The sequence below is a fragment of the Glycomyces artemisiae genome (genome assembly GCF_003002955.1).
Lineage (GTDB): Bacteria > Actinomycetota > Actinomycetes > Mycobacteriales > Micromonosporaceae > Glycomyces > Glycomyces artemisiae.
In genome coordinates this window covers 312,299-330,711 of sequence record NZ_PVTJ01000005.1, presented here as the reverse complement: position 1 = coordinate 330,711, position 18,413 = coordinate 312,299, and the positions used below count along the sequence as shown (strand labels likewise).

Annotated in this window: 19 protein-coding genes; 3 read left to right on the top strand and 16 right to left on the bottom strand. The window is 70.9% G+C overall.

The features are described 5' to 3' along the window. The first annotated feature begins 28 nt into the window (after positions 1-28). Both B0I28_RS15000 and B0I28_RS14995 read left to right on the top strand, forming a co-directional pair. Positions 29-394 (top strand): MerR family transcriptional regulator, encoded by a 366-nt coding sequence (locus B0I28_RS15000; protein ID WP_106364640.1) that lies wholly within the window; start codon positions 29-31, stop codon positions 392-394. After that, a complete protein-coding gene (locus B0I28_RS14995; RefSeq protein ID WP_106364639.1) occupies positions 391-633 on the top strand; it encodes a hypothetical protein in 243 nt (80 codons plus the stop codon). The genes B0I28_RS15000 and B0I28_RS14995 overlap by 4 nt, the downstream gene beginning before the upstream one ends. Before the next feature lie 3 nt (positions 634-636). Here B0I28_RS14995 and B0I28_RS14990 read toward each other — a convergent pair whose 3' ends face one another. The 13 genes from B0I28_RS14990 to pyrR form a co-directional block, all read right to left on the bottom strand. Further along, positions 637-2,514 carry a primosomal protein N' family DNA-binding protein gene (locus tag B0I28_RS14990; protein WP_106364792.1) on the bottom strand — a complete coding sequence of 626 codons (1,878 nt, stop codon included), beginning with the start codon at positions 2,512-2,514 and terminating at the stop codon, positions 637-639. Between the two features lie 92 nt (positions 2,515-2,606). Further along, positions 2,607-3,800, bottom strand: a complete 1,194-nt coding sequence (gene metK, locus B0I28_RS14985) for a methionine adenosyltransferase (protein ID WP_106364638.1) — start codon at positions 3,798-3,800, stop codon at positions 2,607-2,609. 117 nt (positions 3,801-3,917) lie between these two features. Beyond that, a complete protein-coding gene (coaBC, locus tag B0I28_RS14980; protein ID WP_106364637.1) occupies positions 3,918-5,138 on the bottom strand; it encodes a bifunctional phosphopantothenoylcysteine decarboxylase/phosphopantothenate--cysteine ligase CoaBC in 1,221 nt (406 codons plus the stop codon). Positions 5,139-5,147: 9 nt separating this feature from the next. Continuing rightward, positions 5,148-5,420 (bottom strand): DNA-directed RNA polymerase subunit omega, encoded by a 273-nt coding sequence (gene rpoZ, locus B0I28_RS14975; RefSeq protein WP_106364636.1) that lies wholly within the window; start codon positions 5,418-5,420, stop codon positions 5,148-5,150. A gap of 29 nt (positions 5,421-5,449) precedes the next feature. Next, entirely contained in the window at positions 5,450-6,052 is a 603-nt protein-coding gene (gmk, locus tag B0I28_RS14970) for a guanylate kinase (RefSeq protein ID WP_106364635.1), read from the bottom strand. Between the two features lie 20 nt (positions 6,053-6,072). Continuing rightward, a complete protein-coding gene (gene mihF / locus B0I28_RS14965; protein ID WP_030156658.1) occupies positions 6,073-6,396 on the bottom strand; it encodes an integration host factor, actinobacterial type in 324 nt (107 codons plus the stop codon). A 148-nt stretch (positions 6,397-6,544) separates the two neighbouring features. Next, positions 6,545-7,459 carry an orotidine-5'-phosphate decarboxylase gene (gene pyrF, locus B0I28_RS14960; RefSeq protein WP_106364634.1) on the bottom strand — a complete coding sequence of 305 codons (915 nt, stop codon included), beginning with the start codon at positions 7,457-7,459 and terminating at the stop codon, positions 6,545-6,547. Between the two features lie 11 nt (positions 7,460-7,470). Beyond that, positions 7,471-8,544, bottom strand: a complete 1,074-nt coding sequence (locus B0I28_RS14955) for a quinone-dependent dihydroorotate dehydrogenase (protein ID WP_106364633.1) — start codon at positions 8,542-8,544, stop codon at positions 7,471-7,473. Positions 8,545-8,618: 74 nt separating this feature from the next. Further along, complete coding sequence (gene carB / locus B0I28_RS14950) at positions 8,619-11,939, bottom strand: carbamoyl-phosphate synthase large subunit (protein WP_106364632.1); 3,321 nt, start codon at positions 11,937-11,939, stop codon at positions 8,619-8,621. Further along, positions 11,932-13,068: a glutamine-hydrolyzing carbamoyl-phosphate synthase small subunit gene (gene carA, locus B0I28_RS14945; protein WP_106364631.1), complete on the bottom strand. Its 1,137-nt coding sequence runs from the start codon at positions 13,066-13,068 to the stop codon at positions 11,932-11,934. The genes carB and carA overlap by 8 nt, the downstream gene beginning before the upstream one ends. Beyond that, entirely contained in the window at positions 13,065-14,363 is a 1,299-nt protein-coding gene (locus B0I28_RS14940; protein WP_106364630.1) for a dihydroorotase, read from the bottom strand. The genes carA and B0I28_RS14940 overlap by 4 nt, the downstream gene beginning before the upstream one ends. Beyond that, complete coding sequence (locus tag B0I28_RS14935; protein WP_106364629.1) at positions 14,360-15,280, bottom strand: aspartate carbamoyltransferase catalytic subunit; 921 nt, start codon at positions 15,278-15,280, stop codon at positions 14,360-14,362. The genes B0I28_RS14940 and B0I28_RS14935 overlap by 4 nt, the downstream gene beginning before the upstream one ends. Then, positions 15,277-15,855 (bottom strand): bifunctional pyr operon transcriptional regulator/uracil phosphoribosyltransferase PyrR, encoded by a 579-nt coding sequence (pyrR, locus tag B0I28_RS14930; RefSeq protein WP_106364628.1) that lies wholly within the window; start codon positions 15,853-15,855, stop codon positions 15,277-15,279. The genes B0I28_RS14935 and pyrR overlap by 4 nt, the downstream gene beginning before the upstream one ends. Positions 15,856-16,127: 272 nt before the next feature. Here pyrR and B0I28_RS14925 point away from each other — a divergent pair, with 272 nt between their 5' ends. Then, complete coding sequence (locus B0I28_RS14925) at positions 16,128-16,628, top strand: transcriptional regulator (RefSeq protein ID WP_091034397.1); 501 nt, start codon at positions 16,128-16,130, stop codon at positions 16,626-16,628. A 214-nt stretch (positions 16,629-16,842) separates the two neighbouring features. Here B0I28_RS14925 and nusB read toward each other — a convergent pair whose 3' ends face one another. From nusB to aroQ, 3 genes are all read right to left on the bottom strand, one after another. Continuing rightward, positions 16,843-17,286 (bottom strand): transcription antitermination factor NusB, encoded by a 444-nt coding sequence (nusB, locus tag B0I28_RS14920; protein WP_146148112.1) that lies wholly within the window; start codon positions 17,284-17,286, stop codon positions 16,843-16,845. A 2-nt stretch (positions 17,287-17,288) separates the two neighbouring features. After that, the gene (gene efp, locus B0I28_RS14915) at positions 17,289-17,846 is read right to left on the bottom strand and encodes an elongation factor P (protein ID WP_106364626.1); all 558 of its coding nucleotides are present in this window, start codon (positions 17,844-17,846) and stop codon (positions 17,289-17,291) included. A gap of 115 nt (positions 17,847-17,961) precedes the next feature. Continuing rightward, positions 17,962-18,405: a type II 3-dehydroquinate dehydratase gene (aroQ, locus tag B0I28_RS14910; RefSeq protein WP_106364791.1), complete on the bottom strand. Its 444-nt coding sequence runs from the start codon at positions 18,403-18,405 to the stop codon at positions 17,962-17,964. Between the last annotated feature and the right edge of the window lie 8 nt (positions 18,406-18,413).

The window sequence follows — 18,413 nt, the reverse complement described above, 5'->3', positions numbered from 1 at the left end:
AGAGTCCAGCGGGAGTGAGGCGGGCCATATGAGGATCGGCGAGCTGGCGGAGCGCACCGGCGCCCCCGCCCGGATGCTCCGCTACTACGAGCAGCACGGCCTCATCGCCGCCGACCGCTCCCCCAACGGCTACCGCGACTTCCCCGAGGCCACCGTCGAGCGCGTCGGCCAGATCCGCGGCCTCCTCGACGCGGGCGTCCCCGTCAAGATCATCAAGCAGATCCTCCCCTGCCTCGACGGCCCCGGCCAGATCTACTTCCCGGTCCCCGACCCCGAGATGCTCGCACAGCTCGCCGAGCAGCGCGACCGCATGACCCGCAAGGCCGAATGCGTCCTGAAGAACCGCGACGCCATCGCCGCCTACCTCGACCGGGTGAGCGGAACCACTGCGTGAACCGAATCCGCACCGCGGTCATCGCCCTCGTCGTCAAGGCCCAGACCGTCACCGTCTTCGGCTACATGGGCGTCATCTCGTTTCTCGGCGTCGAGGCCCTCGTGGTGCTCCTCGGCTTCACCACGGTCCTCCCGATCGCGATCCCCTTCGTCCTCATCGCCGTCGCGTTCGCGTACTTCTTCCGCGAACGCCTCAAGGCGGCTTGGGCCTTCATCAGGGCGAAGCGCAAGCGCGCCTGAGCCTCACGCGATCTCGCGGGGGTCGATCTGGACGCGGACGGGTTCGGACTTCGCGCCCGCGCGCTCGGCGGTGGCCCTGGCGAGGACCGCGGCGAGGGCGGCGCCGTCGCGGCGGCGCACGCGCAGGAGCAGCCGCTCGGTGTGCTCGTCCACGGGGATGGGGCCGATGGCCTCGGCGTGAATCGGCAGGTCGGTGGCGAGCTTCTCCGGTTCGCCGTTCGGGCCGGTGAGGGCCGCGAACCTCATGACCGGCGGGAAGCCGAGTTCGGCGCGGTCTTCGAGTTCGCGCACCGCGAACCACGCGGGGTCCCAGCGCATGAGCGCCTGGACGACCGCCAGTCCCCCGTCGGCGACCACGACGGCGGTGCCGTCGTGGCGGGCGAGTGCGACCGCGTTCATCCAGCGGCGCAGGGCCTCCTCGCTCGCGGTCAGCTCGGCGCGCGTGAGCAGCGCCCACGTGTCGAGCAGCAGGACCGCGCCGTACCCTTCGGCCGCAAGGGGTTCCACTCCCGGCGTCGCCACTACGACGGCCGCGCCCGGCGGAGCCGCGTCGAGCCGGTTCGCGCCCGTAGACTCGACGACCTGGGTGTCCGGGAACGCCTGCGCCAGTTCTTCGACGGTGCGCTCCGCGCCGATGACGATCGCGCGGACGCGGTTCGATCCGCATTCGGCGCAGCGGAAGTCGCGGGCGACCGTGCCGCACCAGCCGCACACCGGGTCGCGCCGCGGGCCCAGGAGCCGCAGCGGGCCCGAGCAGTTCGGGCAGGCCGAACGGGTGCGGCAGCGCTGGCAGGAGACGGCGGGGACGTAGCCGCGGCGCGGGACCTGGACGAGAACCGGCCGCTGCTTCGCGAGGGCCGCGCGGGCGGCCTCCCAGGCGACGGTGGGGAGCCGGGCGGTGCCGCCGGAGGGGTCGCGTTCGAGGTCGGACTCGTCGCCGACGGGGACGATGCGCGGTGCGGCCGAGCGGATCTCGCCGCGCGGCGCGAGGATGGACTTCGCCCAGTCGGTCTCGACGAGCAGTTGCGCCTGCGGGGTGCGGGCGTTGCCGCCGACGAGGCAGGCGGCCTCGGCGAGGTTCGCGCGGGTGAGGAGGACTTCGCGCGCGTGCGGGTAGGGGGCGTGGCGGTCGATGTGGGAGCCGTCGCCGTCGTCCCAGATCGCGGTGAGCCCGAGGTCCGCGACGGGCGCGAACGCCGCCGCGCGGGTCCCGGCCACGATCCGCACGTCGCCGCGCGCGGCCTTCAGGAACGCCCGGTAGCGCTTCGTCGGTCCGGCCTGGGCCGAGAGGACCACGTGCCGGTCGGGGCCGAGCACGGCCTCCAGGGCGGCGTCCAGGCGGTCGAGGTCGGTCTGGTCGGGCACGACCAGGACGGCCCCGCGCCCCGCCGAGGCGGTCGCCGCGGCGGCCTCGGCGAACCGGGCGGGCCAGTCCTCGCCGGGCACGGCGTTCCACACCGCCCTCGGCGACTTCTGCTCGCGCAGCGCGCGCAGGAATGCCTCGCCCGCGTTGTATCTCTTCCAGTGATCCGGACTCGGCGCGGCCACGTCGAGGACCTCGCCGCGCGCCTCGGACTCGACCTTGACGCGCCGCTCGGGGACGGCGAGCCGCAGTACATCGGACATCGTCCCCGCGTACCGGTCCGCGACCGCCCGCGCCAGGACGGCGACCTCCTCGGTGACGACCGGCTCGGGCGAGACCAGCTCCGAGATCCACAGGAGCTTCCCCGTGAAGTCGGTCGAGGGCTTGAGCGCGATGACGAACCCGGCGACCTTCCGCCGCCCGAACCGCACCCGCACGCGGCACCCGGGCCGCACGTCCATGTCCGCGGGCACCAGGTAGTCGAAGAGCCGGTCCAGCTGCGGCAGCGGCTGGTCGATGCAGACCGCTGCGATAGCCGGGGACTCGTCCATCCGATAAACGTACCGGGTGCCCCCGACGTCGGAGGCACCCGGCGCGAAGCCGAGGGCCGCTAAGAGACGGCTTCCTTCAGGGCCGCGGCGCGGTCGGTGGCCTCCCAGGTGAACTCGGGGAGCTCGCGGCCGAAGTGGCCGTACGCGGCGGTCTTGGAGTAGATGGGCCGGATGAGGTCGAGGTCGCGGATGATCGCGGCCGGGCGGAGGTCGAAGACCTCCAGGACGGCCTTCTCGATCAGCGCCGGGTCGACGGTCTCGGTGCCCTGGGCGTCGACGGCGACGCTGACGGGCTTGGCCTTGCCGATGGCGTAGGCGACCTGGACCTCGCAGCGCTCGGCGAGGCCGGCGGCCACGACGTTCTTGGCGACCCAGCGGGCGGCGTACGCGGCGGAGCGGTCGACCTTCGACGGGTCCTTGCCGGAGAACGCGCCGCCGCCGTGGCGGGCGTAGCCGCCGTACGTGTCGACGATGATCTTGCGGCCGGTCAGGCCCGCGTCGCCCATGGGGCCGCCGATCTCGAAGCGGCCGGTCGGGTTGACCAGGAGCTTGTAGTCGTCGATGTCGAGGTCGAGCCCGGAGACGACCGGGGCGATCACGTGCTCGGCGACGTCGGGCGCGAGGAGCGAGTCCAGCGAGATGTCGGGCGCGTGCTGGCTGGAGACGACGACCGTGTCGAGGCGCACCGGCTTGTTGCCCTGGTACTCGATGGTGACCTGGGTCTTGCCGTCGGGGCGCAGGTACGGGACGGTGCCGTCCTTGCGGACCTCGGTGAGGCGCTGGGACAGCCGGTGCGCCAAGGCGATCGGCAGCGGCATCAGCTCGGGGGTCTCGCGGCACGCGAAGCCGAACATGAGGCCCTGGTCGCCCGCGCCCTGGAGGTCGAGCTCGTCGTTCGCGGCGGAGTCCACACGGGACTCCCACGCCTTGTCGACGCCCTGCGCGATGTCGGGGCTCTGCCCGCCGATGGAGACGTTCACGCCGCACGAGGCGCCGTCGAAGCCCTTCTTGGACGAGTCGTAGCCGATGCGCAGGATCGTGTCGCGCACGATCCGCGGGATGTCCGCGTACGAGTGGGTCGTCACCTCGCCCGCGACATGCACCTGCCCGGTGGTGATGAGGGTCTCGACCGCGACGCGGCTCGTGGGGTCCTCGGACAGCAGGGCGTCCAGGATCCCGTCCGAGATCTGGTCCGCGATCTTGTCCGGGTGGCCTTCGGTGACCGACTCGGAGGTGAACAGGCGACGTGCCACGGCACTCCTCATAACCATTCGACGCCGCCCAGCGGCGCTCCTCGACTGACTTCGCAGCTCACAAGTCTATGCGCTCAAGATCATCCCACCAAGCCGCCTCGCTGCGCGGGGGAGGTGTCAGTCGCGTCCATCCAGCGGGAGCCGGGCGGCCACCGCGTCCCAGATCGCGTCCGCGACCAGTTCTTTCGACGCCTCGTCGAGGGCGGCGACGGGCCCGGCCGCGTCGAACACCGTGACGGAGTTCTCCGCCTTCCCGAACACGGCCCCGCCCGACACGTCGTTGAGCACCACCAGGTCGGCGCCCTTCGCCTCGCGCTTGGCCTTCGCGTGCTCGGGGCCGTCGTGGGTCTCCGCGGCGAACACGACGAGGACCTGCCCGGGGCGCTTGGCCCGGCCGACGGCCGCGGCGATGTCCGGCGTGGACGTCAGCGCCAGGTCGAGGTCGCCCTTGCGCTTGAGCTTGCGGTCCGAGGCCTCCTTCGGCGTGAAGTCCGCGGGAGCCGCGGCGAGGACCGCCGCGTCCGCCTCCGCGGCGGCCTTGACCGTGGCTTCGTGGAGCTCCGCGGTGGTACCGACGCGCTCGACGCGGACGCCGGCGGGCAGCGGCGCGTCGATGTGCGCGGCGATGAGCGTGACGTCGGCGCCGCGCGCGGCGGCCGCCGCGGCGAGGGCGATGCCCTGGCGGCCCGACGAGTGGTTGCCGATGAAGCGGACCGGGTCGATCGGCTCGCGGGTGCCCCCGGCGGTGACGAGGACCTTGCGGCCCGCCAGGTCACGGGCCGGAGAGGTCAAGAAGCCCTTGAGGAGCGCGAACAGCGACTCCGGCTCGGGCAGGCGTCCGGGGCCGGTGTCGGCGCCGGTGAGGCGGCCCGAGTCGGGCTCGACGACGTGGGCGCCGCGCTCGCGCAGCGTCGCGACGTTCGCGCGAGTCGCGGGGTGCAGCCACATCTCGGTGTGCATCGCCGGAGCGAACACCACCGGGCAGGTCGCCGTGAGCAGCGTCGAGGTGAGCAGGTCGTCGGCGCGGCCGTGCGCGGCCCGCGCGAGCAGGTCGGCGGTGGCCGGGACGACGGCGACGAGGTCGGCCTCGCGGCCGAGCCTGACGTGCTTGACCTCGGAGACGTCCGAGAACACGCCGGAAGCCACCGGGCGGCCCGACAGGGCCTCCCAGGTGGCTTCACCGACGAACTTGAGCGCCGCCTCGGTCGGGATCACGGTCACGTCGTGGCCGGACTCCTTGAGGAGGCGGAGCAGGATGCACGCCTTGAAGGCGGCGATGCCGCCCGACACGCCCAGGACGATCGAGCTACCCCCGCGCGGGCGGGGACCACTGCTCAACGTCGCCGCCTAATTCTCGGTGTCGTCGAACGCCTTCGTCTCAAGGAGGCCCTTGTCGAGCTCGCGCATGGCGATCGACAGCGGCTTCTCCTCGGGCGTGGTCTCGACGAGCGGACCGACGTACTCCAGCAGGCCCTCGCCGAGCTGCGAGTAGTAGGCGTTGATCTGACGGGCCCGCTTGGCCGAGTAGATGACCAGCTGGTACTTCGACTGGCTCTTCTTCAGCAGGTCGTCGATCGGCGGGTTGGTGATGCCGACGGGGTCGGCGACAGTCCCTGACACGTGTTGTCCTTCGTGTACGACTTGGATGCTCAGAAGCTTCCGGACTTTACGATGGCCGGAGAACTGAGCAACTCTACCAGCTCGGAGGCCGCCTGCTCGATCGACACGTTCGTGACTGTGTGATCGAACTCGGATTCGGCGTCGAGCTCTTCGCGCGCGGCGTCCAGGCGGCGCGCGATGGTCGCGGCGTCCTCGGTCCCGCGCCCGGTGAGGCGGCGGACGAGCTCGTCCCACGACGGCGGGGCCAGGAACACCAGCTGCGCGTCGGGCATCGCCCGGCGGACCTGGCGGGCCCCTTGCAGTTCGATCTCCAGCAGCGCCGGGAGTCCGGCGCGCAGGCGCTCCTCGACCGGGCCGCGGGGGGTTCCGTAGAGGTTCCCCGCGTAGGAGGCCCATTCAAGGAACTCCCCCGCGGCGATCATCGACTCGAACTGCTCGGTCGACACGAAGTGGTAGTCGGCGCCGTCGACCTCACCAGGACGCGGCTTGCGGGTCGTGCAGCTCACGGAGAGCCAGACCCACGGGTAGTACTCCTGGATGAGTGCCTTGACGCTGCCCTTGCCAACGCCGGACGGGCCGGAGAGGACCGTCAGTCGCTGGGCGAGGGCGGCGTGGTGGTGATCGATGCTCACGCGACTACTACTACCCGAACTTAGGCCTGGTCGCCCTTGAATTCATCCAGAAGCGCGGCGCGCTGGTGCTCGCCCAGGCCGCGCAGCCGACGCGAGTCGGCGATCTTGAGCTTCTCCATGATCTGGGTGGCGCGCTTGTCGCCGATGCCCGGGAGGGCCTTGAGCACGGCCGAGACCTTCATCTTCCCGGAGATGTCGTCGGTGGCAGCGGACTTGAGGACCGCTTCCAGGGTGGTCTCGCCCGACTTCAGCTTCTCCTTGAGCTCGGCGCGGGCCTTGCGGGCCGCCGCCGCCTTCTCAAGGGCGGCTGCGCGCTGTTCCGGAGTCAGTTTAGGGAGCGGCACGGGGTCTCCTTGCAGTCGATGGTTTCGTCCCTGTGGACCTTGACGTGCGGGTATCGCCAAAGCATACCCAGCTCGGAGACGGTAACCCCACCTACCGACACGCCTGCGACCGGGGGTCGGGCAAATTTCGGGCCGGAAAACCGGCGGTTCATTCCCCCATCGCGGCGCGGCATTCCTCCTGCAACGCCTCGACGGCGGTGCGAATGCTCGCCGCGGCAGGGCCCGGCTGCGCGATTTGTCGGGAATAGGACGGTATTGCGAACTTCGTAGCGGGCCCGAGGACGCGCGGAAGATCACTGGGGCGCCCGCCCTGGGCGCCCATGCCCGGGACCAGGATGGGCCCGTTGAACTGGGAGAGGTCGTGAGCGGAGTCACGTTGGCTCACGGTGGTGTGGGTGATTCCGTAAGTCGACTCACGCAGGCGGGCCTCCCCCTCGCTCGCGCACGCGCCGATCGTGGCGCCCATGACGATCCCGAAGGACCCCATCGGGTCGGCCTCGCCGTTGCGCTCGCCCACCTCGTCGATGACGCTCTGGGCGACCGAGCGGCCGTCGCGGCGCTTCGCCATCTGGACGTACTTGCCCTCGGGGTTGGAGGTGCGGGCGAGGACGAACACGCCCTTGCCGTGCGCGGCGGCCGTGTCGAACGCGGGCTGGAGCGAGCCGGTCCCCAGGTAGGGGCTCACGGTGATCGCGTCGGCCGCGAGCGGCGAGGCCGGGTCGAGGTACGCCTGCGCGTATGCGGCCATCGTGGAGCCGATGTCGCCGCGCTTGACGTCGAGGATGACGAGGGCCCCGGCGCGGCGGGCCGCGGCGATGACGCGTTCGAGGAGGGCGACGCCGCCCGAGCCGAAGCGCTCGAAGAACGCCGACTGCGGCTTGACGAACGCGCACCGCTCGGCCACGGCCTCGGTGAGCGTCATGGCGAACCGCTCGGCCCCGGCCAGGTCGTCGTCGAGGCCCCACTGGAGCAGCTGCGACCCGTGCGGGTCGATCCCGGCGCACAGCGGGCCACGCTCCTGGGCGAGACGGAAGGCGCGGGCGCCGAATTCCTTGGTAGACATGGTTCCTCGTATCAGGAGTGGGCTGCGGACTGGTGGCGTCGGACGGTCTTGCGGTAGCGGCGCGCGCTGCCGCGCACCACGCCGGGGCCGTTGTAGATGAGCCCCGAGTAGATCTGGACGAGGCTGGCCCCGGCGTCGAACATGGCCTGGGCGTCGTCGGGCGTCATGATGCCGCCCGAGCCGATGATGGGCAGGCGCCCGTTCGTCTCGCGGTGGACGAACCGGACGATCTCCCGCGAGACGAGGGTGAGCGGCTTGCCGGACATGCCGCCGGGCTCGGCGGCGACAGCGTCCTCCGCGGGGATGATCCCGTCGCGCCCGAGCGTGGTGTTCGTGGCGATGACCCCGGCGACCCCTGATTCGAGACACACCCCCAGGAGCTGCGCGAGCGCGGGCTCGGTGAGGTCGGGGGCGATCTTGACGAGGATCGGGCGGGTCGGGCGCCCGGCGGCCAGGCGCACCCCCTCGGCGTGCAGGGCGCCGAGGAGGGCGCGGAGGGCGCCGGCGTCCTGGAGCTGGCGCAGGCCGGGCGTGTTCGGCGAGGACACGTTGATGGCGATGTAGTCGGCGAACGGGTAGAGGAACCGCAGCGAGGTCAGGTAGTCGTCGATCGCGCCTTCGAGGGGCACGGCCTTGGACTTGCCGATGCTGATGCCGAGGGGGCAGTCGACGGCGGGGCTGGCCTGGAGGCGGGCGGCGAGGGCCTGGGCGCCCTCGTTGTTGAAGCCCATGCGGTTGACGATGGCCTGGGACTGCTTGGCGCGGAACATGCGCGGCTGGGGGTTGCCGGGCTGGGGCAGGGCGGTGACGGTGCCGATCTCGGCGAAGCCGAAGCCGAGGGCGGGCCAGGCGCCGACGGCGACGCCGTTCTTGTCGAGGCCCGCGGCGAGGCCGATGGGGTTGGGGAAGGGGATGCCGCAGACGGTGACGGGCGCGCTCAGGCGGTTGGCCTTGATGAGCGCGTTGCGCACCTGCCGCTGTTCGGACAGGCGCGTCAGCCAGCGCATCGTGAAGTCGTGCGCCCGCTCGGCGTCCCCGCGGCCGATCCGGAACAGGACGGGGCGGGCGAGATTCTGGTACAGCATGTTCTTTCCTGTATACGTCAATTCACCGGGTGAGCGGAACGGCTACAGGCCGTCCGCTCACCCGGTGATCGCTGTCAGGCCGCGGCCCGCTCGGCGCCGCGCAGGCGCCGGTGGAGCTCCTGGAGGGAGGCGACGCGGATCTCGCCGCGCGAGGCCGATTCGATGGCCTGCGTGGCGGCGGCGGCGCCCTGGATGGTGGTCACGCAGCTCACGTCGGCGACGACGGCGGCGGAGCGGATCTCCCAGCCGTCGGTGCGCGGGCCCGGGGAGGCCGAGGGCGTGGTGATGACCAGGTCGACGTCGCCGGAGGCGATGAGGCTGACGGCGTCGACGGCCTCGCCGGAGGAGTGGCGGGCGACGGGCGTGAAGTCGATGCCGTGGCGCTTGAGGACCAGGCCGGTGCCTTCGGTGGCGTAGACGGTGAAGCCGAGGTCGACGAGGCGGCGCACCGGGAAGACGATGGCGCGCTTGTCGCGGTCGGCGACCGACACGAAGACCTTCCCGGAGGTGGGAAGCTTGCCGTAGACGGCGAGCGTGGCCTTGGCGAAGGCGAGGCCGAAGGACGAGTCGATGCCCATGACCTCGCCGGTGGACTTCATCTCCGGGCCGAGGACGGCGTCGATGCCGGAGCCCTCGACGGTGCGGAAGCGCTTGAAGGGCAGGAGGACCTCCTTGACGCTGATGGGGACCTCGGGTCCGGCGTCGGAGCCGTCGCCTTCGGGCAGGAGCATCCCTTCGGAGCGCAGTTCGCCGATCTTGGCGCCGAGCGCGATGCGGGCGGCGGCCTTGGCGAGCGGGACGGCGGTGGCCTTGGAGACGAACGGGACCGTGCGGGAGGCGCGGGGGTTCGCTTCGAGGACGTAGAGCTGCTCGTCCTTGAGGGCGTACTGGACGTTCATGAGGCCGCGCACGCCGATGCCGAAGGCGAGCTTCGCGGTGTAGTCGCGGATCTGCTCGATGACGCCGGCGCCGAGGGTGATCGGCGGGAGCGCGCAGGAGGAGTCGCCGGAGTGGACCCCGGCCTCCTCGATGTGCTCCATGATGCCGCCGAGGTAGAAGTCCTCGCCGTCGCAGAGGCAGTCGACGTCGATCTCGATGGCGTCGTCGAGGAACCGGTCGATGAGGACCGGGTGCTCGGGGCTGGCCTCGGTGGCGCGGGAGATGTACCCGGCGAGGGTGGCCTCGTCGTAGACGATCTCCATGCCGCGGCCGCCGAGGACGTACGAGGGCCGGACGAGCACGGGGTAGCCGATCTGCGCGGCGACCTCGCGGGCCTCCTCGTAGGAGGTGGCGGTGCCGCCGTCGGGGGCGACGAGGCCGAGGTCGTCGAGGAGGCGCCCGAAGACGCCGCGGTCCTCGGCGTTGTCGATGGCCTTCGGGGAGGTGCCGACGATGGGCAGCCCGGCGTTCTGGAGGCGCTCGGCGAGGCCGAGGGGGGTCTGGCCGCCGAGCTGGACGACGACGCCGATGACGCCGGGGCCGCCCGCGGCGGTGCCGGACTCGTGCTCGGCGTGGTAGACCTCGGTGACGTCCTCGAAGGTGAGCGGCTCGAAGTAGAGCCGGTCGGCGGTGTCGTAGTCGGTGGAGACGGTCTCGGGGTTGCAGTTGACCATGATGGTCTCGTAGCCGACCGCGCGCAGGGCCTGGACGGCGTGGACGCACGAGTAGTCGAACTCGATGCCCTGGCCGATGCGGTTGGGCCCGGAGCCGAGGATCATGACCTTCGGGCGGTTCGAGGGCGCGACCTCGGTCTCCTCCTCGTAGGTCGAGTAGTGGTAGGGCGTGTGGGCCTCGAACTCGGCGGCGCACGTGTCGACGGTCTTGTAGACCGGGCGCATGCCGAGCCGGTGGCGCAGGCGGCGGACGCCGTCCTCGCCGGCCAGCTCGGGGCGCAGGGCCGCGATCTGGGCGTCGGAGAACCCGGCGCGCTTGGCGCGGCGCAGGAGCGCGGCGTCGGCGACGGCGGCGGCCTCGATCTCGTCGCGCAGCTCGATGAGCTGGGCGACCTGGTCGAGGAACCACGGGTCGATCTTGCAGGCCTCGTGGACCTCCGCGACCGACGCGCCCAGGCGCAGGGCCCGCTCGGCGGTGTAGAGCGTGCCGTCGTGGGCGGTGCGGAGCGCTTCGAGCGTGTTCTCCAGCGTGGCGCCGGCCGGGTCGGGGCGGGTCCAGAACCCGGCGGCCTTGGTCTCGGTGGAGCGCAGGGCCTTCTGGAGGGCCTGCTGGAAGGTGCGGCCGAGGCTCATGGCCTCGCCGACGGACTTCATGGTGGTGGTGAGGGTCGGGTCGGCGCCGGGGAACTTCTCGAACGTGAAGCGCGGGACCTTGACGACGACGTAGTCGAGGGTCGGCTCGAACGCGGCCGGGGTGGCCTTGGTGATGTCGTTCGGGATCTCGTCGAGCGTGTAGCCGATGGCGAGCTTCGCGGCGATCTTCGCGATCGGGAAGCCGGTGGCCTTGGACGCCAGCGCGGAGGAGCGGGAGACGCGCGGGTTCATCTCGATGACGATCATGCGCCCGGTGGCGGGGTCGATGGCGAACTGGATGTTGCAGCCGCCGGTGTCGACGCCGACTTCGCGGAGGATGGCGATGCCGACGTCGCGCATGTGCTGGTACTCGCGGTCGGTGAGGGTCATCGCGGGGGCGACGGTGACGGAGTCGCCGGTGTGGACGCCCATGGGGTCGACGTTCTCGATGGAGCAGACCACGACGACGTTGTCGTTGCGGTCGCGCATGAGTTCGAGCTCGTACTCCTTCCAGCCGAGCACGGACTCCTCGATGAGGACCTCGGTGGTGGGGGACTCGGCGAGGCCGTTCCCGGCGATGCGGTCGACGTCCTCCCAGGTGTGGGCCATGCCGGAGCCGAGGCCGCCCATGGTGAAGGAGGGGCGGATGACGACGGGGAGGCCGAGGTCCTTGACGGTGTCGCGGACTTCGTCCATGGAGTGGCAGACCGCGGAGCGCGGGACCTCGCCGCCGACGTTGAGGACGACCTCCTTGAACTGCTGGCGGTCCTCGCCGCGCTGGATGGCGTCCATGTCGGCGCCGATGAGCTCGACGCCGTACTTGTCGAGGATGCCGGCCTGGTGGAGGCCGACGGCGGCGTTGAGGGCGGTCTGGCCGCCGAGGGTCGCGAGGATCGCGTCGGGCTTCTCCTTGGCGATGATCTGCTCGATGACCTCGGTGGTGATCGGCTCGACGTAGGTGGCGTCGGCGAACTCGGGGTCGGTCATGATCGTGGCCGGGTTGGAGTTGACGAGGGTGACCCGCAGGCCCTCCTCGCGCAGGACGCGGCAGGCCTGGGTGCCGGAGTAGTCGAATTCGCAGGCCTGGCCGATCTGGATGGGGCCCGATCCGATGACCAGGATGTGCTTGAGGTCGTCGCGCTTAGGCATCTGCCTTGGCCCCCTTGGTGGTCTCGATGAGTTCGACGAGGCGGTCGAACAGGTAGTCGGCGTCGTGCGGGCCGCCGGCGGCTTCGGGGTGGTACTGGACGGAGTAGGCGGGGGCGTCGAGGCAGGTGAGCCCTTCGACGACGTCGTCGTTGAGGCACACGTGGCTGACCTGGACGCGTCCGAACTCGGTGTCGAAGAACTCGCCCGATTCCGGTGCCTTCAAGGCGAATCCGTGGTTGTGGGCGGTGATCTCGATCTTGTTCGTGTGCCGGTCGAGGACGGGCTGGTTGATGCCGCGGTGGCCGAACTTCAGCTTGTAGGTCTCCAGGCCGAGGGCGCGGCCGAGGATCTGGTTGCCGAAGCAGATGCCGAAGACGGGGACGCGGCGGCGCAGCAGCTCGCGGGTGAGCGCGACCTGGTGGTCGGCGGTGGCGGGGTCGCCGGGGCCGTTGGAGAGGAACACGGCGTCGGGGGCGTCGGCGAGGACCGTGTCGACGTCGGCGTACGCGGGGAACACGGTGGTGGTGATGCCGCGCTCGGCGAGGCGGCGGGGCGTGTTCCGCTTGATGCCCAGGTCGATGGCGGCGACGGTGTACTTCGCGGCGCCCTTGGCCTGATAGGTGTACGGCTCGGAGGCGGTGACGGCGCCGACGTGGTTGGCGCCGGCCATCTGCGGCGTGTTGCGGACCTTCGCGAGGAGCTCCTCGGCGTCGGTGGTGCGCGAGGAGATGCCGACGCGCATGGCGCCCTTGTCGCGCAGGTGGCGGGTGAGGGCGCGGGTGTCGACCTCGCAGATGCCGACGACGCCCTGGGAGGCGAGCTCGTCTTCGAGGCCGCGCTTGGCCCGCCAGTTGGAGGTGATGCGGGAGGCGTCGCGGACGACGTACCCGGCGACCCAGATGCGGCGGGACTCGTCGTCCTCGTCGTTCCAGCCGGTGTTGCCGATCTGCGGCGCGGTCTGGGCGACGACCTGGCCGTAGTAGGACGGGTCGGTGAGGGTCTCCTGGTAGCCGGTCATGCCGGTGCTGAAGACGGCCTCGCCGAAGGTCTCGCCGACGGAGCCGAACGCCTCGCCGCGGAAGACGCGGCCGTCCTCAAGCACGAGGATCGCGGGTGCCCTGCTGCTCATTCGGTCGTCTCCTCTTCGATCTTGCCGTTGAGTACGGTGGCGCGTCCTCTGAGGAACGTCGCCTGGACGGTGACCGGGAGTTCCATCCCGGCGTAGGGGGTGTTGCGCGACAGGGACGCGAGTCCTTCGGGGACGACGGTCCAGGTCGCGGCGGGGTCGACGAGCGTGAAGTTCGCTTCGGTGCCCGGCTGCGGGTCGCGGCCGTGCGCTTCGAGCCCGGCGATGCGCGCGGGGGTGCGGGAGGTGCGCTCGGCGACGGCGTCCCAGTCGGCGCCCGCGGGCCCGCCGAGGGCGAGGACGGTGATCGACAGGGCGGTCTCCAGGCCGAGCATCCCGGGGCGGGCGGCCGCCCACTCGCAGTCCTTGTCCTGCGGGGCGTGCGGCGCGTGGTCGGTGGCGACGGCGTCGATGACGCCTTCGGCGAGCGCGCCGCGCAGGACCGCGACGTCGGATTCGCGGCGCAGCGGCGGGTTGACCTTGTAGACCGGGTCGTAGGTGCGCGCGGCCTCGTCGGTGAGGAGGAGGTGGTGCGGGCAGACCTCGGCGGTGACCTTGGCGCCGCGGGCCTTCGCCTCGCGGATGATGTCGACGCTGCGCGCGGTGGAGACGTGGCAGAAGTGGACGCGCGCGCCGGTGTACTCGGCGAGGAGCACGTCGCGGGCGATGATCGCCTCTTCGGCGACGGCGGGCCAGCCGGGCAGGCCGAGTTCGGCCGAGACGGCGCCCTCGTTCATCTGGGCGCCTTCGGTGAGGCGCGGCTCCTCGGCGTGCTGGGCGATGAGCCCGCCGAAGGTCCTCACGTATTCGAGGGCGCGGCGCATGAGGATCGGGTCCGAGACGCAGTGGCCGTCGTCGGAGAACATGCGGACCTTCGCGGCCGAGTGGGCCATCGCCCCGATCTCGGCGAGCTGCTTGCCTTCGAGGCCGATGGAGACGGCGCCGATGGGCTGCACGTCGGCGTACCCGGCGGCCTTGCCGAGCGCGGCGACCTGCTCGACCACGCCGGCGGTGTCGGCGACGGGGTAGGAGTTGGCCATGGCGCACACCGCGGTGTACCCGCCCTTGGCGGCCGCGCGCGTGCCGGAGTAGACGGTCTCGGCGTCCTCGCGGCCGGGCTCGCGCAGGTGGGTGTGGAGGTCGACGAGGCCGGGCAAGAGCACCAGGCCGTCGGCGTCCACGATCTGCGCGTCTTTGGCGGTGAGGGAGCCGATCTCGGCGACGCGGCCGTCGCGGACGAGGACGTCCTGCCGTCCCTTCCCGACGATGTCGGCGGACTTGATCAGGAGGTCGGTCACCGGGTTTCTCCGTTCGTCAGCAGCAGGTAGAGGACGGCCATGCGCACCCACACGCCGTTGGTCACCTGCTCGGTGATGGTGGCGCGGGGCGAGTCGGCCACGGTCGCGGCGATCTCCATGCCGCGGTTCATCGGGCCGGGGTGCATGACGATCGCGTGGTCGGGCAGGAGCGTCATGCGCCGTTCGTCGAGGCCGTAGAGGCGCGCGTACTCGTTGGCGGTCGGGAAGAACGCGGCGTGCATGCGCTCGCGCTGCACGCGGAGCATCATGACCGCGTCGACGCCCTTGAGGGACGCGTCGAGGTCGTAGCCGATCTCCACCGGCCACTCGTCGATGTCCTTGGGCAGCAGGGTAGGCGGGCCGACCAGGCGCACGTTCGCGCCGAGCTTCGACAGCAGCCACACGTTCGAGCGGGCCACGCGCGAGTGGAGGATGTCCCCCACGATCGCGACGGTGCGGCCCTCGATGCCGCCGAGGCGCCGCTTCATCGTGTACGCGTCGAGCAGCGCCTGCGTCGGGTGCGCGTGGGTGCCGTCCCCGGCGTTGAGGACCGCGCCGTCGAGCCACTCGGTGAGCCGCTGCGGGGCGCCCGCGGCGGGGTGGCGGATGACGACCGCGTCGGCGCCCATGGCCTGCAACGTGAGCGCGGTGTCGCGCAGGCTCTCGCCCTTGTTCACGCTGGAGGTCTTCGCCGCGAAGTTCACGACGTCGGCCGAGAGGCGCTTCGCGGCGGTCTCGAAGGAGGTGCGCGTGCGCGTGGAGTCCTCGTAGAAGAGGTTCACGACGGTGCGCCCGCGCAGCGCCGGGAGCTTGGGGACCTCGCGGCCGGTGACGGCCTCGGCCATCTGCTCGGTGACGTCGAGGATCAGCTCGGCCTCGTCGCGGGTCAGTTCCTTGGTGGTGAGCAGGTGCTTCATCGCTCCCGGCCTCCGGTCAGGACCACCGCGTCGAATCCGTCGTACTCCGTCAGGCGCACGGCCACGTTCTCGTCGCGGGCGGTCGGGATGTTCTTGCCGACGTAGTCGGCGCGGATGGGCAGCTCGCGGTGGCCGCGGTCGACGAGGATCGCGAGCTGGACGCTGGCGGGGCGGCCGAGGTCGTAGAGCGCGTTGAGCGCGGCGCGGACGGTCCGTCCGGAGTAGAGGACGTCGTCGACGAGGATGACGCGCTGGTCGTCGACGCCGCCGGGCGGCAGCTCGGTCGGGCCGAGAGCCCGGAGCGCGTTGCGGCGCAGGTCGTCGCGGTAGAGCGTGATGTCGAGGGTGCCGGCGGGGACGTCGAGGTCGGCGAAGCGGCGGATGCGGTCGGCGAGCCGTCCGGCGAGCGCGACGCCGCGGGTGGGGATGCCCAGGAGCATGGTGTCGGGGGCGCCCTTGGTCTTCTCCAGGATCTGGTGGGCGATCCGGTCGAGGATCCGGCCGATGTCGTCGCCGGAGATGATCTGCTTGCCCGACGGGTCTTCCTCAGTCTGCCTGAGGGCAGGGGAAACCACGCGAACCTCCTTCTCCGCCTCACTGGACGGTCTGTTAAAGAACGGTTTCGTCGCCGCCGATGCTACGCCGCCGGTGACGGAGCGTAAACCCGAGTCCCAAAACTATGACGTCGTTAGCTGCATATTTGACTTGTATGCCATGATTTGCCGGTCAGTCTTTCGGGCCCCACGCGACGAAGAACACTGTTTGGGGGCACCCCAACGGCCGATGGTCACCGACCGTAGTCAACAATAGGATTCCTCTCGTACCGAAAATTGGAGTTGATCCCAGCATGGCGACATCTGACTACGCCAAGGCGCTCGGCAACCGGCTGCGCGACATTCGGATGCAGCAGGGTCTTTCCCTGCAAGGCGTCGAGGACAAGTCCGGCGGCAAGTGGAAGGCCGTCGTCATCGGTTCCTACGAGCGGGGCGACCGGTCCATCACGGTCAGCCGCCTCGCCGAGTTGGCCGACTTCTACCGGATCCCCGTCTCGGAGCTGCTTCCGGAGGGCGTCCCGCTCCCGGTCGAGCAGGCCGAGAAGATCGTCCTCAACCTTGAGGCGCTCTACGACCACCCGGACCCCGAGCTGGAGCACGTCGCGAAGCTCGCGCGCTCCATCCAGCAGCGCCGCGGCGACTACAACGGCCGGATCCTCTCGATCCGCGCCGACGACCTGTACACCCTCGCGGTGGTGTACTCGACCACGCCGTCCGGCCTGATCGAGAAGCTGGAGGACTTCGGCGTCCTCGTCCACGACCTCCAGGCGTTCTTCGCTTCGGACGGCGAATAAGCAGGCAGGACAACGGAAAACGGTCGGGCCCGGGATCGGAGGGCTCGGCCGTTTCCCGTTCCGCCTCCGGCGACGAAAAACGGCCGGGCCCGGACAGCGCTTCTTGTCGCGAGGGCTCGGCCGTTTCCCGTTCCGCCTCCGGCGACGAAGAACGGCCGGGCCCGGACTGTGCTTCCAGTCCCGAGGGCTCGGCCGTTCTTCGTTTGCGTCTGAACTACTCCTCGGCCTTGGCCGCCGAGTCGAGGACCGCGTTCACGAACCTGGTGTCGTCCGTGGAGCCGATCTGCTCCCACACGCGCATGGCCTCCTTGATGGCCACGGGCGTGTCGACGTCCTCGACGTAGATGATCTCGTACAGGGCCACGCGCAGCACGTTCCGGTCGACCGCGGGCATGCGCTCGACGGCCCAGCCCTCGGCGGCGCGGCCGATGGCCTCGTCCAGCTCGTACCGGTACTCGTCGACGCCGCGCGCCAGCTCCTCGGCGTACTTCGGGAGCCGGGGCGCCTCGGGGTCGGTGAACGCGCGGTCGGCCCGCTCGGCCAGGACGCGCTTGACGCCCTCCCCGCGGGACTCGGCCTCGTACAGGATCTCGACGGCCCGCATCCGCCATTTGGTGCGGGCGGTGAGCCGCTCAGGTCCGCTCTGCTGGTTCCCCACGCCTATGCCCGGCTGAGGTACTTGCCGTCGCGGGTGTCGACCTTGATCTTCTCGCCGTTGTCGATGAACAGCGGCACGAGGACCTGGGCGCCCGTCTCGACGGTGGCGGGCTTGGTGCCGCCGGAGGAGCGGTCGCCCTGGAGGCCCGGCTCGGTGTAGGTGACGACGAGCTCGACCGCGGCGGGCAGCTCGATGTAGAGGACGCTGCCGTCGTGCATGGCGACGGTGGCGTCGGAGTTCTCCAGGAGGAACTTCGCGGCGTCGCCGACCACGCCGGGGCCGACCGGGATCTGGTCGTACGTGTCCTTGTCCATGAACACGAAGTCCTCGCCCTCCTTGTAGAGGTAGGTCATCGTGCGGCGGTCGACGTTCGCGGTCTCGACCTTGATGCCGGCGTTGAACGTCTTGTCGACGACCTTGCCGGAGGGGATCTGCCGGAGGGTCGTGCGCACGAACGCCGGGCCCTTGCCGGGCTTGACGTGCTGGAATTCCTGGACCTGCCAGAGCTGGCCCTCCAGGTTGAGCACCATGCCGTTCTTGAGGTCGTTCGTGGATGCCACGGGCGTTCGTCTCTTTCGTTAAGGTCTGACTGGGCCGACCGTCAATGGTAGCGGGCGTGCGGACCGCCCTCGGGTCAGGCCGCGTCCGCTGTGACCAGCGGCGCGGGGGTCCTCTTCACTCGATGTCGGTCTGGGCCTCGTCGGCGATGAAGTCGAGCGCGTGCTCGTACCCGCGGACGCCGAGGCCGACGATCACGCCGGTGGCGTGGGCCGAGATGTACGAGTGGTGCCGGAACGGCTCACGGCGGTGCACGTTGGAGATGTGGACCTCGATGAGGAGGCCGGTGAGCTGCGCGCACGCGTCGCCGACCGCGACCGAGGTGTGGGTCCAGGCGGCGGCGTTGAGCACCACCGGGCACCCCTCGTCGGCGGCCTCGTGCAACCACCCGATGAGGTCGCCCTCATGGTTCGTCTGGCGGACCTCGACGGCGAGGCGGCGCTTGCGGCCGTGCGCGACCAGCGACGCGGCGAGATCGTCGTAGGTGGTGCTGCCGTAGATCCCGGGTTCCCGCTTGCCGAGCCGGTTCAGGTTGGGGCCGTTGAGCACCAGGACCTTCATGTCGTCGC